The organism is Aliarcobacter butzleri, from assembly GCF_900187115.1.
GTDB lineage: Bacteria > Campylobacterota > Campylobacteria > Campylobacterales > Arcobacteraceae > Aliarcobacter > Aliarcobacter butzleri.
Genome location: NZ_LT906455.1, coordinates 184809 through 200485, shown reverse-complemented (window position 1 = coordinate 200485; position 15677 = coordinate 184809). Strand labels below are relative to the sequence as shown.

Here is a 15677-nt window from a genome sequence, read left to right as displayed (position 1 = left end):
AATGGCAGAATTTTTAAGTCAAGATGAGATTGATGCACTTTTAGATATCGCTGAACAAGGTGATGATATTGATGGAACTAATCCTTTAGATAAGTTCACCGCAAAAGAAAAAAATTACTCTATTTATGACTTTAAAAAACCTAATAGAGTTACACTTGACCAATTAAAAGCACTAACAACCATGCATGATAAAATGCTAAGAGAGTTCATAAATGATCTATCTTCAATGCTTAGAAAAATTGTAGATATAAAACTTACAACAATTGAACAAATGACTTATGGAGAATTTATCTTATCTATTCCACAAGTTACATCTTTAAGTACACTTTCTATGAAACCACTTGATGGAAGAATAGTAATTGAGTGTAACCCAACTATTTCACATAAAGTAATCGCTGATTTATTAGGTAGTGGTGCTGTAAATACTATGGATAATTTAGATAGAGAATTAACAGAAATAGAAATAAAAGTTTTAGAACACTTTTATAAAATGTTTATAAAAATTTTATATAAAACTTGGAGTGATATTTCAAGCTTAAACTTTAGAATAGAATCAAGTGATACAAATGCAAATGCTATACAAATAGTATCTGACCACGATATAGTTTTACTTGTTGTTTTTGAAATCACTATTGATGAAGATTCAGGGTTTTTATCAATTTGTTATCCAATTTCTTATATTGAACCTTTATTAAATAAAATTGTTGATAAAATTTTTAGTGAAGGTAAAAATAAAAAACTTAGTAGAAAAGAAGATATAAAAACTCTTATTTCTGGAGCAAGGATGAAAGTTGAAGCAATTATGGCTGAAACTGAACTTACAACTGCAGAAATTCTTAATCTAAAAGAAAATGATATTATAGTATTTAATAAAAATGCTTCGTCATCATCTGCAACAGTTTATATTAATAAAAAAGAGAAATTTTCAGCAGTTTCTGGAATTTCAAATAATAGAAAAGCTGTTCAAATAAAAGCTAACTTAGATAGAGAAAAACAAGAAACACTTGATACTTTAAGAGAGATGAGAGAAGATAGAGAGCAAAAAGCAAAAGAATCTGCTGAAACTTTGAAAAAGTTATTAAATGAAAGAACTAGTAATTATCTTTAATACTAGCTCTTTTTTTCTTAGTCTTCTAAACTCCAAGATAAAGTTTCTCCTGCATACATAGGCACAACTCTTTCTTCTTTATATTCATAAATTGCTGGAACTACAAAATCTTTTTTTACTAATTTTATAGTTTTTTTATCCAATTTTAGATTATAAATTTTTTGTGCATTTAAAGAAACAAAGGCATTTAAATTTTCTAATGCATTATGCTTTTCAAAAAGTTGTGTTAATACTTGTAAAGCGATTGGTGAAGTAAAAACTCCAGCTGCACAACCACAACACTCTTTTTTATGTTTTGGATGAGGAGCACTATCACTTCCAAACATAAGTTTTGGATGAGCTTTTAATGCAGCATTTAATAAAGCACTCCTATCAATAGGAGTTTTTGCTATTGGTTTACAAAATAGATGTGGTTGAAGCATACCGCCAGCAACGTCATCTAAAGTTATAAGCAAATGATGTAATGTTACAGTTGCAAAAAGATTATCATATTTATCCAACAACTCTATCGCATCTTTTGTAGTTATATGTTCCATAATAATTTTTAATTTTGGAAAGGCTTTTGCTATTGATTCATAAATTGGCATAAACTCTTTTTCTCTATCCATTACAAAACCATTTGTTTCACCATGAATACAAAGTGGAATTTCTAATTTACTCATAGATTCTAAAGTAGGTCTTAAAACTTCGATATCCATAGAAGAAACTCCTGTTTCAGAGTTAGTTGTAATCCCTGCTGGATAAAGTTTAATAGCGATTATCTCATCTTTTATATCTTTTAAAAATTCATAAGAGTAATCATTTTTGAAAAATAGTGTTACAAAAGGCTCAAATTGATCATTTTTACAGGCTTCTTTAATTCTTTGTTTATATGATAATAAAGCTTCTTTTGTTGTAATAGGTGGAACTAAATTTGGCATAACTAAAGCACCACTAAATGTTTTTGATGTTAGCGGTCCTACAAGTTTTAGCATATCTGCATCTCTTAAATGAAGATGCATATCCAAAGGTTCATTTATTTCAAAAGTTTTAAAGCCACTCATCTAAATAGCTTCCTCGTCTTCTTCACCTGTTCTAATTCTTACAATTTTTTCAATAGGAGAAACAAATATTTTCCCATCTCCAATTTTTCCTGTTCTTGCAGCTTCTATAATAACTGAAATTATGTTATCAACGTTTTCATCTGCAACAATTAACTCAATTTTGATTTTTGGTAAGAAATCAACAACATATTCAGCACCTCTATAAAGTTCGCTATGTCCTTGTTGTCTTCCATAACCCTTTACATCAGATACAGTCATACCAGTAATTCCTGCTTCTTGTAAAGCATCCTTTACATCTTCAAGTTTAAATGGCTTGATTACAGCTTCAATTCTCTTCACTACAAATCCTTTTTTAAATTCGTATTATTTTAACAAAAGATTATTAAACTAATATTATTAAAAAAATTTTAGAATCAATTAAAGTATTAATTAGATAAAAAGCATAAAAGCTAAATAATAAACTTTATATTTTATAAAGTTAATAATCAATAATTTTATTATATAATCCACTAAATTTATAGCAATTAATTATAGGAAAGTATGTTAAATATATTGACAAACAAATCAAAATTTACAGAACAAGATTTAGTAAAAGAACTTATAGATCCAACAACTTCATCTGAACAACTAAATAAAATATATCAAAACTCAAATATAGACCTAAATAAAATTTATCATCATGATGAACCCATTTTACATAGTTGTTGTAAAAAAGATTTATATGAATCTGTACTTTGGCTATTAGAACACAATATTAATACTGAAATTGAAACTGAACAAAAAGAGACGGCCATTTTTTACGCTATATATTCAAAAGATAGCAAAATGCTTAAAACTTTAGTTGATTTTAATGCTAATGTAAATCATATAAATAATAAGAACCGAACAGCTTTACAAGAATCAATAAGTAATTCAAATAACAAAGTAATAAGATATTTATTGCAAGTTACGAAAGTTTTAAACAATAAAGATACAAATGGAAATAATCTTATTTTTGATGCTATAACAAATGGAAACTTTAACCTCATAAAAAATATTGTATCTTTAAAAAAAATCGATATAAATGAGATAAATAATCAAGGCAATTGTGTATTACATTTAGAAAATGTTTTAAAAAACAATGAAATAGCGATGTTTTTATTGGAATCAGGAGCAAATCCTACAATAGTTGATAGAAATGGAAAAAGTTTTCTTTCTTATTCTGTTTTAAATGGAATCAAAAATATGAATCTTATAAAAAGAGCAAGTTTTTTTGGTTTTGATTTAAATTTAAAAAATAAAGATAATAGAAATATTTTAATGGAAGCAACAAATCATTTTTTAAATCTTCCAAAAGATGATAAAAAAACAGTAAATAGTCAAGCAGAACTAATAAAAGAGTTAGTTCAAATGAATATCAATATTCAAGCAGTGGATAATGATAATGAAACTGTTTTTTTCAATATTACAAGAAGTGAAGATAGAGATTTGATTCACTATTTTTTAAATAATGGATTAAACATTAATTTAAACAAACAAAATAATATTGGATTAACTCCTTTAACTATTTTAGTTTTAAATGGAATAAAAAATAGTGATTTGATTAAACTGTATTTGGAAAAAGGTGCAAGTTTAAATACAAAAAACAAATTTGGAAAAACAACAATAGAAATTTTAATAAATATAATTTTACATCAAGACGATAAAGTTGAGATTGAACCAGAATACAAACTTTTATTGGTTGAAGATGCACAATATAAAGATATTTTAGAACTATTTATAAAAAATTATGATGTTGAAATAAATGAATTAAATTCAGAAGGTGAACCTTTGTTTTTTTCTTCACTTTTAAATTTTAATTTCTCTTTATTTAAAATATTAAGAACAAGAAATACAGATTTGAATAAAAAAGATGAAAATGGAAATAATATAATTTTCAGATTAATGGATTTGAGTTCTGAACACAAAATAAAAAATAAAAGAACTTACCTAAATACAATAAAAAACTTAATAAATGTTGGTGTTAATATTGATGAAACAAATCAAGAAGGTTCTACTGCTTTACAAGTTGCGATTTTTAATAATTGTAAAGATGTAGTAAAACTTTTATTAGAATTAAGAGCTTCTTGTAATTTAGTTGATGAAAAAGGAAGAACTTTAATCCATAGTTGTGTTTTCCAAGATAGAACTTCTTTTATAAAAGATATTCATCAATCTAACCAAGAGATTATAAATATAGCAGACTCTTTTGGAGTAAGACCAATAAATTATGCCGCATTTATGGGGAAAAAAGATTTAGTTCTTGAAATGTTATCAATGGGTGCTTTAATAAATAATCCTCATAAAAAATCACCAAAGATTTTATCTTTTCTTGAAAAATATCATAAAAATATATTAAATCTTACTATTGGTGTAAAAGATGAATCTAATAAGGCAAACTTGAACCTACTTGCACAAAATATGATAAAAGAGTTTAATATAAAAACATCTGTTTAGTTTCTATACAATTTTTTATTTATACATTTTTTTATTTTTTATATAATAAAAAAAAGTATAGGAAATTGTATGAAAGAGTTTTTTGAAACATATAATCAACACCAAGAAGACATAGAGTATTTTTTACAAGAGAGCCTCAAAAATATTGGTGGTTTATCAAATCATAAAAAAAATGATTTTAAACAACTCTATAAAATCTTTCCCTCTTTAGAGTTAGTTTATATAATAGATAAACATACAAAAATTCAAACATCAAATAACTTTTATAGATATAAAATTGATGAAAATGCAAAAAACAAAGATAGGTCTCATCTTATTTCTAAACTTCATTTTACTGACTCAAATATGGCTTTTTCAAAACCCTATATAAGTAGTGCAACAAGAAGTACTTGTGTAACAGTAACTATAAAAGAAGAAAATGAAATATTTTTTTTAGATTTTAGAATTGATATTTTACTTCAAAAATTAAACTTAATTGAGCTAAATAAACCTTTTCATAGTATTACAAAAGGTTTTTATATCATTGCTGGTTTTTCTATGATAGTTTTATCAATTCTTACAATTTTTTTCTCTTTATATGATTTTATGCTTTATATATTTTCAAATCACGATTTATCATTGGAAATGATTTTTAAACCTATAATTTCTTTAACTTTAAGTATTGCAATATTTGATTTAGCAAAAACTATTTTAGAACAAGAGGTATTTTTCAAATCATATTCAAAAAATTCAAGGGTTGAAACAAAAATATTAACAAAATTTTTAACTACAATTATTATTGCTCTTTCTATTGAAGCTTTAATTGTTGTATTTAAAATTGCGATTAATGATTATGTTCAGATGGTTAATGCTTTCTATTTAATAGCAGGTATTGCTCTAATTTTGGTATCATTGACAATATTTATATATTTTTCACAAAAAAAATATATACAGTCTTGATTGTTTATTTTTTATACATTATAATCTTTTAATGTAGTATATATTTAATAAGGTAGAACAAATGCAAGAATATATAGCACTGGATAGTATCTCAAAAGAGATTTTAAACTCAGCAAAACTTCTTCAATCAGTTGAAGTTAATGCTTTAATATTAGGTGAAAATGGAGTTGGTAAAAAATCTTTAGCCAAATATATATTACCAAATTCAAAAATATATGAAGCAAAAGCCTTACAAAAAGATATTATTGACAATATTTTAACTCTGCAAAATGAATCAATAATTATTGATAGAGTAAATGAAATCACAAATATTGATATATTTATAAATTGGATAGAAAAAAATCAAATAAGAGTAATAGCAACTTCACAAGCTTCAAATTTAAATCAAAAACTAAAAGATTTATTTATAATAACCTTGGAAATTCCACCTTTGAAAAATAGGATTGAAGACACCAAAGCTTTGATAAATAAATTTTCACAAGAAGCCAGTTCTATTTTAGAAATGCCTTTAGTAAGCTCTTCAAAACTTATCACAAATATCTCAAACAATACTCACAGCCTAAGAAAATCTATATATTTTTCATATCTTTTTGAAACAATTGGAGAAAATGAAATTTTAACATTTTTGGAAAAATATCTAAGCGAAAACCTATCAAAAAATAGTTCTTATAAAGATTTATTATATATTTTTGAAGTTCCTTTACTAAAAGCAGCTATAAAAAAATATAAATCTCAAGTTCAAGTTGCAAAACATCTAGATTTGAATAGAATTACATTAAGAAAAAAATTAGAAGTATATAAAGAGTTACTATGACTGAACTAAATATTCAAATCGAAGAATTAATATCAAACAATGCAACAGATTTTCAAATTTCAAAAGTATTCAAAACTTATTATAAAAACTATTTAGATTCTATTGATACAACAGTTGAGACAACTGGTGGAAAAGATTTTTTTATAAAACATACAAAACATACTGATAAATTTTTAATACTTTTATATAAATATATTTTGAGAAAAAATTTTGGTGTACACCAACCAATGAGTAACTCTATTCCAATAACTTTAATAGCATTAGGTTCTTATGGAAGAGAACAACTTTGTATATATTCTGATATTGATATTATGATTTTATATGAAGATATTAAAGGTTATAACTTAAAAACTATTATTGAAGAATTTATAACTTTAACATGGGATTGTGGTTTAAAACTTGGTTCACGTGTTGATGAATTAAAAAATATAGAAAATGTAGTAAAAGAAGATATAACAATAAAAAGTGCTATTTTAGAATCAAGAATAATTTATGGTTCAAAAACTTTATGGGTTAGTTATGAAAATATTTTAAAAAAGATAAGAAAAACTGACCAAAAAGAGTTTATTTTAGAAAAACTCGAAGAACATAAACAAAGACTTTTAAAATTCCCTTTAAAAATGGAACCAAATATCAAAGATGGTTATGGTGGAATTAGAGAAGCAAATATGATGTATTGGATAGCAAATATTTTATATGGCTTAAATAATGTAAAAGAACTTGCAGGTTTTCAATTTAGTGAAGATGAATATAAAAAATACAGACAAGCTTTAGAATTTATTTTTCAAGTAAGAACAGCTTTGCATAGTATTGCAAGAAAAAAACAAGATCAAGTTACTTTTGATATTTTGCCAGATTTAAGTGCAAAACTAGGTTTTAAAAATCAACCAAGATATACAAAAGATAGACTTTGTATGTCAAAAATAATCTCAAGTTTGCATATTATTCATAACTTCACTGCAACAATGATAAAAAAATTTACAAGAGTTGCTTTATTTGAAGCTACAAATATACCAAAACTAAAAAAACTAAGATACAAAAAAACCTTTACATTATAAACAATGAACTATTTTGTTCTTTTAGTGCAAAACCACAAAGTTTAAATAACTTTATAAAAGAGTTAATAGAACTTCCTTTGAATGTTGATAGATTTGATAGATCTTATATCTATTATGCTAGTAAAACAAAATTACCAAAAACTCAATCCAAAGAGTTGAGAAAAAGTATAAAACTACTTTTAACAAAACAAAAACTATACCCTTTGATGAAACTTATTTATAATGCTGGATTATTCCAAGCAATTATTCCTGTTACAAAGATGCTGATTAATCAACCTCAATTTGATGGTTACCATCGACATCCAGTTGATATTCACTCTATAAAAACTTTAAAATTTGCACAAAATATTGAAGATGAACACGTAAAATCAATCTTTAATGAACTTACAAATGAACAAAAAATGATAGTAAGACTTGTGGCATTTTTTCATGATGTAGGAAAAGGAAGAAAAGAAGATCACCATATAGTTGGAGAAAAACTTTTTAAAAATATGTTGAAGTCTTTTGATTTTGATGAAGAACTTATAAAAGTTGGAGCAAACTTAGTAAGATATCACAATATGATGTCTTATATGGCTACAAATGAGGATATTTATTCAGAAAAAACTATTTTAAATCTTATGGGTATAGTAAAAACAAAAGATTCATTAAAAATGCTTTATGTTGTAACATATTGTGATATTTCTGCTGTTGGTCAAAATATTTTTAATAGCTCAACTGCTTCTTTACTAAAACAGTTATATTATCAAGCACTTCCAGCTTTTGATAATCAAGAATTTTTAAAAGAGAGTAAAAGAAGAACTGCAAAACAAAATGCTATAAAAAATCTTGAAAGATATAAAGAACTTCCAATGATTTTGCAAAAAAAGATTATGTATATATCTTCAAATCAAATATTTCTAAGAATGAAAGCAGAAGATATTTTAGATATAGCAATTAAAGCAAAAGATGTAGATTCATATATTTATAAAATAATAAACGAGGCTCAATTAACAATTAGAATCATTAGAAAACAACCATTAAATTTAGGTTATTTACTTGGAAAATTAGAGTTTTTAAATATAGATTCTATGAATATATATAAACTTTATGATAATAAAAAAGCTTTTGAAATCTCATTTAGTGAAAAAATAGACCCAGAAGATATATATTTAATAGAAGAGATTATCAAAGACTCTTTTGATATGACAAAAAGAACAAATTTAATAACTCCAATTATAAAAAAAGAAGACATAAAAATAGACTGTAATCATACTTCTTATCTAGCTTCTATGCATATAGTTACAAAAGACCAAAAAGGTTTAATCGCTTATATTGCTAAGATATTTGATGACTTTAATGTCGAAATAGAAAGTGCCAAACTTTATACTTTAAAAGGTATGGCAAGAGATTTACTTTTAATTGAAAAAGATGGAAATTTTTGTTCAAAACGAGAAGAAATAGTAAATCTAATTTGTAGCAAAGGTTAAATTATTAACCTTTTGCTAAAAGTTTTGAAGCGTTAAAATCTTTTTTTCCACTTCCAAGTTTTGGTATATCTTTTACTATTTTTATCTCTGATGGAATCATTAATTTATTATCAAAATTATTTAAAATTTTCTCTTTTAAATTTGCTACAAAATCTTCATCAATATTTGAGATAAGTAAAACTATTTTTTCACCTTTTTTCTCATCTTCAACATTTGTTGCTATAAAATCAACAGAACTATCTTCTTTTAACTCTAATATTTTTGATATTTTATCTTCAACTGAAGTCAAACTTACCATTTCACCACCAAGTTTTGCAAATCTTGAATATCTATCAATAATAGTTAAAAAGCCATCTTCATCAACTTTTCCTTTATCTCCTGTTATATAATAAGTTTTTCCTTTTATAGTTTTTAAAACTTCTTTTGTTTTTTCTTCATTTCCCAAATAACCTTTCATTACTTGTATTCCAGAAATTACAATCATCCCTTCTTCATTTGGTTTTAACTCTTCAAAACTCATTGGATCTACTATTTTTATAGTTGTTCCTGGTATTGCCATACCAACTGTTCCAGCTTTTTGTCCAATTTGAACTGTAAAATCAGGTGCCATAACATTTGGTAAATTACAAGTTGCAACAGGTGAAGTTTCTGTTGTACCAAAACCTTCAAGAATATCTTTTCCAAATCGTTTTTTAAAGTCAATTTTTACATCTTCTCTCAATTTTTCTGCACCTGCAATAACAAGTCTTAAACTTTCAAACATTAAAGGATGAATTTTTTGATTTCTTACATATAATCTAAAGAATGTTGAAGTTCCACACATAAAAGTTACTTTATGTTTAAAAATCAATTTTGCTATTTCTAAACCATCAGTTGGATCTGGATGTGCTACACATTTTATTCCTTCAATTAATGGAAGATATGTATTTACAACTATTCCAAAAGCATGAAATAGTGGTAATGAACCTAAAATTGCATCTTTATTATTTACATTTATAATATTTGCAATTTGTTGAGCATTTCCTAAAATATTATCTCCACTTAATTCTATTCCTTTAGGACTTCCTTCGCTTCCTGAAGAAAATAAAATCATAGCTGTATCATCTTTTTTTGTTTTAGTTAAGAAAAGCCATTTTAAAATAAAACTTGGAAGTAATTTTACGCAAATTAGAGTTATTATTCCTTGTTTTTTAGATATTTTTGTTTTTAAATCTTCCATATAAAAAACATTTACATTTTCTAAAACCTCATCAATTTTAAAACCTTTTAATTTTAGTTTTTCAACAAATTTCTTTGAAGTTATTACACTTTTTGTTTGAGATTGAATAATTGCAGATTTTAAGGCTTCAACTTGACTTGTATAGTTTAGATTTATTGCTGTTTTTCCCATCAATAAAACCATGTAATTCATAAATGCTCCAGCTACACTTGAAGGAAGTAGTAATGCTATATTTTGTTCTTTTAAATCTTTTTTTAGTAAATTTTTAAATAAAATTGAAGCAGTTAGAAATCTATAACCACTCAATTGTGTATTTGTTGAATCAGCAAAAATTATCTCATTTGAAACTTCTTTTAATCTATCAAAAATAACTTCATTTAAAGGTTTTAAATGATTTATATGTTCTTTCCAAGATTTAGCAGATAGTTCAAAAACTTCATTTTTTATACTTATTGCATTTGCATCATTTTTATTCATCATTCTTGCAAAAGATACTGTTACTCTATTTGTTTTATTTGAATCTTTAAATCTTTTGTTTGCCCTACTAAACATAGATTCCCAAAGTCCTCTTATATAAAAAGGAATTACTTTTATCTCTTCATTTGTAGTAAATTCTAAGATTTTTTCAAAGCCTCTTTTAAATTCTCCTAAATGCCCATTTCTAGTAATTGCGCCTTCAGGGAAAAGTACAACTATATTACCATCATCTAACTCTTTTGCAATAATTTGCATAGATGATTTTGACGATTCATTTGAAATTGGAATACATTTAAACATCTTTAAAAGCCAAGTTAAATACCATTTATTATAAATAGTTTTATCCATTACAAATTTTACTTCTCTTGGAACTGCCATCAAAATAATTGCCCAATCAATCCAAGAGACGTGATTTCCTAAAAGTAAAACTCCACCTTGAGAAGGAATATTTTTTATTCCATCAACTTCAAGTTTATATTTTAAACCAACAAAAGCTTTTAAAAATAATAAAAGTAAAGATTGTGGCAATTTATAAACTGTGTATAAAGTTCCTATTACAATAATTGATAAAATTAGATAAATTGTATTTAATGGATCTAAATCATAAAAAGATACTATCGTAGTTATACAAAGCATTAAAAACATAAATAAAGATTGAAACCAATTATTCCCTGCTAAAATAGTTCCTAAGAATTTCTTTTTTGCATTAAATTGTATTAAAGAGTTTAAAGGAACTACAAACATTCCACCAAAAATACCAAATACTAAAAAAGTAAGAGTTAACATAAAAGGAGTTTCAACAATAGTTGAAATATATATCATTGTAGCCATTCCAAATGATGCAAAAGGAATAGTTCCTACTTCAATATAGAACTTTGAAACTCTTGAATAAATTATTGACCCAATAGCAATACCTATTCCAGAAGCTGCGATAACTCCATTTATTACAAAAACATCATGGATATTTAGATACATTTTTGCAAAAGATGGAAAAACTGCAATTACTCCTTGAGAAACTCCATAAAATACTGATAAACCAATTACTGATAAAAATATTACATTTTGAGAATAGATATTTTTTATATTATTTATTAATAATCTACCTTTAAAAAATTCTTGTTTGTTTAAAGATATTGTCTCATTTTTTACATAATTTGTATTAACTCTTCTTAAAAATAAAAACGAAACTACCATCTCTAAAAATGCAACTGGTAAAATATAATAAGTCAAAGGTAAAATTGCTAATAATAATTCATCTTTAGAAGTTATATTTTGAAGATTATTTAAGTTATAAAATTTTTCAAATACAAATGAAGTAACACCAATAGCAAATAATATTGCTATTATAGATATTGCTTGAAGTGCTGCATTTCCTCTTGATAGATTTTTTTTACCATAAATATCAAGAATCAATCCAAGTTTTGCAGGTCCATAAATGGCACTTTGAATTGCTAATAAAAATAAAGCAAACATTGCAAAATAAAAATTCCCACTAATATAAGCAGCTATCATCAAACTTGCTAATAAAAAAGATGATAATGCACCATATACCAAAATATCTTTTTTATTATATTTATCTGATAAATATCCACTAAATGTGAACAAAAGTAAAAAAGGGATAATCAATAAAACATTTATAATTGATACCCAAATAACTTGTGTTGTTCCATCAAAAATTTTAAAAGCAATATTTTGAAGTAAAACTTTATGAGATACATCAACAACAGCATTACAAAAAACTACAAATAAAAATGCAATTTTTATTATTAATAAATTATCTATTTTTTTCATTGATTACCTTATTAACTAATTTGTTTTAGATTTGTTTCAAAAAAATCTTTTAAAGTTTCATTCAAAGTTTGAGAATTCTCAGGAATATCTATAGATTCACCAATAACTACTTGACAATTAAAAGGTACAAATAAAGCTTCACCTTTTGGTAAAGAGTTACCTAATCCTTGCATTGCAATAGGAATAATTGGTATATCTTTTTTATCTTTTAATAAATAAAATAATCCTTTTTTCAATCTTGTCATCTGTTCAGGTTTTCCCCTACTTCCTTCTGGAAATAGTATTAAAATATCTTTATTATCTAAAGCTTCATGTGGTTCTTTGAATAATTCTTCTTGAGAACTTGCACCCGTTCTATCTAAAGGAATTATACCTATACAATAAGTTGAAATCCAAGATACAAATTTATTTCTCATAAAATAATCTGCTGCGGCAACTGGTCGAATTTTATCTATTTTAGATAAAGGGTATAAACTCATAATTACCAAAGTATCCAAATGACTATTATGATTAGGAGCAATAACTGCTCCACCTTCTAAAGGTAACTTTTCTCTTCCTTTGATATTTAAACCTAAAACAACAAATACAATTGGTTTTACTATAAAAGCAAAAAATAAAACTTTAACAACTCTTTTCATATTAATAACTCACATAATATAAGAAATGGAAAAAAACAGGTGCTGTGTACATTAAACTATCAATTCTATCTAAAATTCCACCATGTCCAGGAATAAATGTACCTGTATCTTTTATTCCAATATCTCTTTTTACACTTGAAATTACTACATCTCCAAAAAATCCAATGCAAGAGATAATAAATCCTGCCATAAATCCATAAGACATATCTAAAGGTGTTAAATAAGGAGCAACTATTCCAGAGATTAATGTAACACTAAAAACACCACCTAAAAATCCTTCCCATGTTTTATTTGGACTAACTTTTGGAATAATCTTATGTTTTCCAAATAATTTTCCAAAAACATATTGTGAAACGTCATTAAACTGTGTCATTATCAATAAAAATAAAACTGGACCAATATTCCCAGCTAAACTATTATGAACTGGCAATGCCATAAGATAAGCTATATGACTTATACTAAAAACTGTTAGCATTGTTGCCCATTGGATTATACTTGCTGATTTTATAAAACCACTTGTTTCTCCAATCAAAACCAATCTTATAGGTATAAATAAAAACAGATAAACAGGAATAAATATGATAAACATTCCATACCAACCAATACTAATCCAATAATATTGTAAAGGAATAGATAAATAAGCCCAAAAAATAGCTCTTCTATCCACATATCTAACAGAAACTATTGATAAAAACTCTTTTAGAGATAAAAATGATAAAAAGGCAAAAAAGATTAAAGCTGATTTTAGACTAATACTTAATGCTAAAAAAACTATTCCTATCATCCACCACCAAGATTTTATTCTTAACCCCAATTCTTTAAAATCCTTATTTGGATTTTTAACTTTTTTATATTGATATATCAAAGTTGATATAACTAAAACTGCAATGGTAAGAATCATTGCATATAATGAATTTTGTGCAATATCAAACATTATTTTCCTTCTAAAGTGTTATAAATAGTCTTTGTTCTATTGATTATTGTTAAAAATGAACCAATTGCTATTACAAACAATGTAATTATTAAAATATAATCTGTAGCAAAAAGTGATAATTCAAACGGTGTTAATATTAAAGCTATTGTCAAAATAGCCATTCTATGTTGTTTTGCCATTGGTCCTTTAAAACAACTTCCAGCTTGCATACTTGCACCTAAAACTCTCACATAAGCTGTTAAAGCTGCAAAAAGTGCTGCTAAATATCCAAGTTCTATTCCAAAAGATATATTTGTTATTGAATATCCTAAAGCTATAAAAAGTAAACTATCAGAAACTCTATCTGGAATATCATTAAATAACTCACCTGATTTTGTACTTTTTCCACCTTCAAGAGCAACCATTCCATCAAATAAATTACATAATAATCGCATTTGTATAAACAATGCAGCTAATATTGGTGAAATCCAAATAGTAAAAAAATTATCATTTGAAATAAACAATATAAAAATTGAAGCTATAAAAGAAGCAACTATACTACCTATTGATATTTGATTTGGAGTAATATCTTTTTTGCTTAAATAACTTGCAAATTTTTGGCTCCAAACACTTCCTCTAACTTTTAATGGTCTTCTATTACTATCTTTCATTTTTATCCTCTGTGATTGATTTTTGATACTTTTTTGCTATAAAAAGAGAAAACATAAAAGCAACAATAACTGTAGGAGCAATAGTATAAAATATATTTTGAGTATTTATTATTAAATGCCCTATAAAAACTATACTTGAAGTAGCTAAAACAGTTAAAATTGATATTATGTAAATTGAACTATTTGTAAATATATTACTAAAAACGATTATTAATCTTACCATAAAAAGTGTTATTATAAAACTAGCTATTCCTTGAAAAAAAGATGATATAAATCTATTTTCATCTTCAATATTTACAAAATAAGACCAACTTCCCCATAAAATAAAAGCAAAAATTGCTGATATATATTTCTCTTTTCTCATTATTTTGCCTTTTTAAACTCTAAAATTGTATGCCGATTAAAAACATATGGTTTAAACTTATTTAATATATCAAGAACTAAAACTTCTGGTAAAAAACCATTTTTTTCCAATACTTTATTTGTAAGTTCTTTTTCTAAAAGTGCTAGATTTTTGCTTGTTTTTACATATTGGCTTATAAGTTCAGTTGATACATCATATTTTTTTAGCTCATTAAATGTATCTAAAACTTCAATTTCTGTTTTAAAATAAACTTCTTTATCCTCTAATAAATCAAGTTTTATAGCTTCATCAATATTTTTATTTAATAAATCTTTTTTTAAAATTGGATTTTTAATTTCATTGCTTAACATTTGAATTGATTGTAAAATCAAATCTGATCTATTTTCAAAATTTATCTGATAGTAATCAAATAACTCTTTTATGTAATCTATTGAAAAATTTAGATTATCTTTGAAATATTTAATTAAATTTAAAACCGTAATCGTTATTTCAGGATAATATTTCATATTTTTTGATGTACTAATAGTATTTGGTAACAAACCTTTTTTATCATAAAATGATATTGTATGATTATTTAGATTTGATAATTCAACCAATTTTGACATCTTATAATAAGTTTTATCTTCTATTATTTTCATTCTCATTCCTTAAAGTATAAAGTTTAACTCTTTACTTTTGAAAGTTTATAAAAAAATTCT

Annotated in this window: 14 protein-coding genes; 6 read left to right on the top strand and 8 right to left on the bottom strand. The window is 24.9% G+C overall.

Going from position 1 to position 15677, the window contains the following annotated elements; translation table 11 throughout:
• Position 1: 1 nt before the first annotated feature.
• Entirely contained in the window at positions 2–1108 is a 1107-nt protein-coding gene (gene fliM / locus CKV87_RS01005; protein ID WP_012012074.1) for a flagellar motor switch protein FliM, read from the top strand.
• A 17-nt stretch (positions 1109–1125) separates the two neighbouring features.
• Here fliM and pyrC read toward each other — a convergent pair whose 3' ends face one another.
• Both pyrC and CKV87_RS00995 read right to left on the bottom strand, forming a co-directional pair.
• Entirely contained in the window at positions 1126–2151 is a 1026-nt protein-coding gene (pyrC, locus tag CKV87_RS01000) for a dihydroorotase (protein ID WP_012012073.1), read from the bottom strand.
• On the bottom strand, positions 2152–2490 hold the full coding sequence (locus CKV87_RS00995) for a P-II family nitrogen regulator (protein WP_004510256.1): 339 nt from the start codon (positions 2488–2490) through the stop codon (positions 2152–2154). It abuts the gene before it with no gap.
• 201 nt (positions 2491–2691) lie between these two features.
• Here CKV87_RS00995 and CKV87_RS00990 point away from each other — a divergent pair, with 201 nt between their 5' ends.
• From CKV87_RS00990 to CKV87_RS11760, 5 genes are all read left to right on the top strand, one after another.
• The gene (locus CKV87_RS00990) at positions 2692–4626 is read left to right on the top strand and encodes an ankyrin repeat domain-containing protein (protein WP_012012072.1); all 1935 of its coding nucleotides are present in this window, start codon (positions 2692–2694) and stop codon (positions 4624–4626) included.
• 69 nt (positions 4627–4695) lie between these two features.
• Entirely contained in the window at positions 4696–5565 is an 870-nt protein-coding gene (locus CKV87_RS00985; RefSeq protein ID WP_004510253.1) for a hypothetical protein, read from the top strand.
• Positions 5566–5626: 61 nt separating this feature from the next.
• Positions 5627–6379 (top strand): helix-turn-helix domain-containing protein, encoded by a 753-nt coding sequence (locus CKV87_RS00980; RefSeq protein WP_004510252.1) that lies wholly within the window; start codon positions 5627–5629, stop codon positions 6377–6379.
• The gene (locus CKV87_RS11765; RefSeq protein WP_228149476.1) at positions 6376–7437 is read left to right on the top strand and encodes a [protein-PII] uridylyltransferase family protein; all 1062 of its coding nucleotides are present in this window, start codon (positions 6376–6378) and stop codon (positions 7435–7437) included. Before CKV87_RS00980 ends, CKV87_RS11765 begins: the two co-directional genes overlap by 4 nt.
• A gap of 77 nt (positions 7438–7514) precedes the next feature.
• On the top strand, positions 7515–8906 hold the full coding sequence (locus tag CKV87_RS11760) for an HD domain-containing protein (RefSeq protein WP_228149475.1): 1392 nt from the start codon (positions 7515–7517) through the stop codon (positions 8904–8906).
• Between the two features lie 4 nt (positions 8907–8910).
• Here CKV87_RS11760 and CKV87_RS00970 read toward each other — a convergent pair whose 3' ends face one another.
• From CKV87_RS00970 to CKV87_RS00945, 6 genes are read right to left on the bottom strand one after another with little or no spacing between them, the layout of a single operon-like run.
• Positions 8911–12393: an acyl-[ACP]--phospholipid O-acyltransferase gene (locus CKV87_RS00970; RefSeq protein ID WP_012012071.1), complete on the bottom strand. Its 3483-nt coding sequence runs from the start codon at positions 12391–12393 to the stop codon at positions 8911–8913.
• 11 nt (positions 12394–12404) lie between these two features.
• Complete coding sequence (locus CKV87_RS00965; RefSeq protein ID WP_012012070.1) at positions 12405–13031, bottom strand: lysophospholipid acyltransferase family protein; 627 nt, start codon at positions 13029–13031, stop codon at positions 12405–12407.
• A gap of 1 nt (position 13032) precedes the next feature.
• Entirely contained in the window at positions 13033–13965 is a 933-nt protein-coding gene (locus tag CKV87_RS00960; RefSeq protein WP_012012069.1) for a phosphatidate cytidylyltransferase, read from the bottom strand.
• On the bottom strand, positions 13965–14615 hold the full coding sequence (locus CKV87_RS00955) for a CDP-alcohol phosphatidyltransferase family protein (RefSeq protein WP_012012068.1): 651 nt from the start codon (positions 14613–14615) through the stop codon (positions 13965–13967). The genes CKV87_RS00960 and CKV87_RS00955 overlap by 1 nt, the downstream gene beginning before the upstream one ends.
• Entirely contained in the window at positions 14605–14979 is a 375-nt protein-coding gene (locus CKV87_RS00950) for a hypothetical protein (protein WP_012012067.1), read from the bottom strand. Before CKV87_RS00950 ends, CKV87_RS00955 begins: the two co-directional genes overlap by 11 nt.
• Positions 14979–15617: a MerR family transcriptional regulator gene (locus tag CKV87_RS00945; RefSeq protein ID WP_012012066.1), complete on the bottom strand. Its 639-nt coding sequence runs from the start codon at positions 15615–15617 to the stop codon at positions 14979–14981. Before CKV87_RS00945 ends, CKV87_RS00950 begins: the two co-directional genes overlap by 1 nt.
• Positions 15618–15677 lie beyond the last annotated feature (60 nt).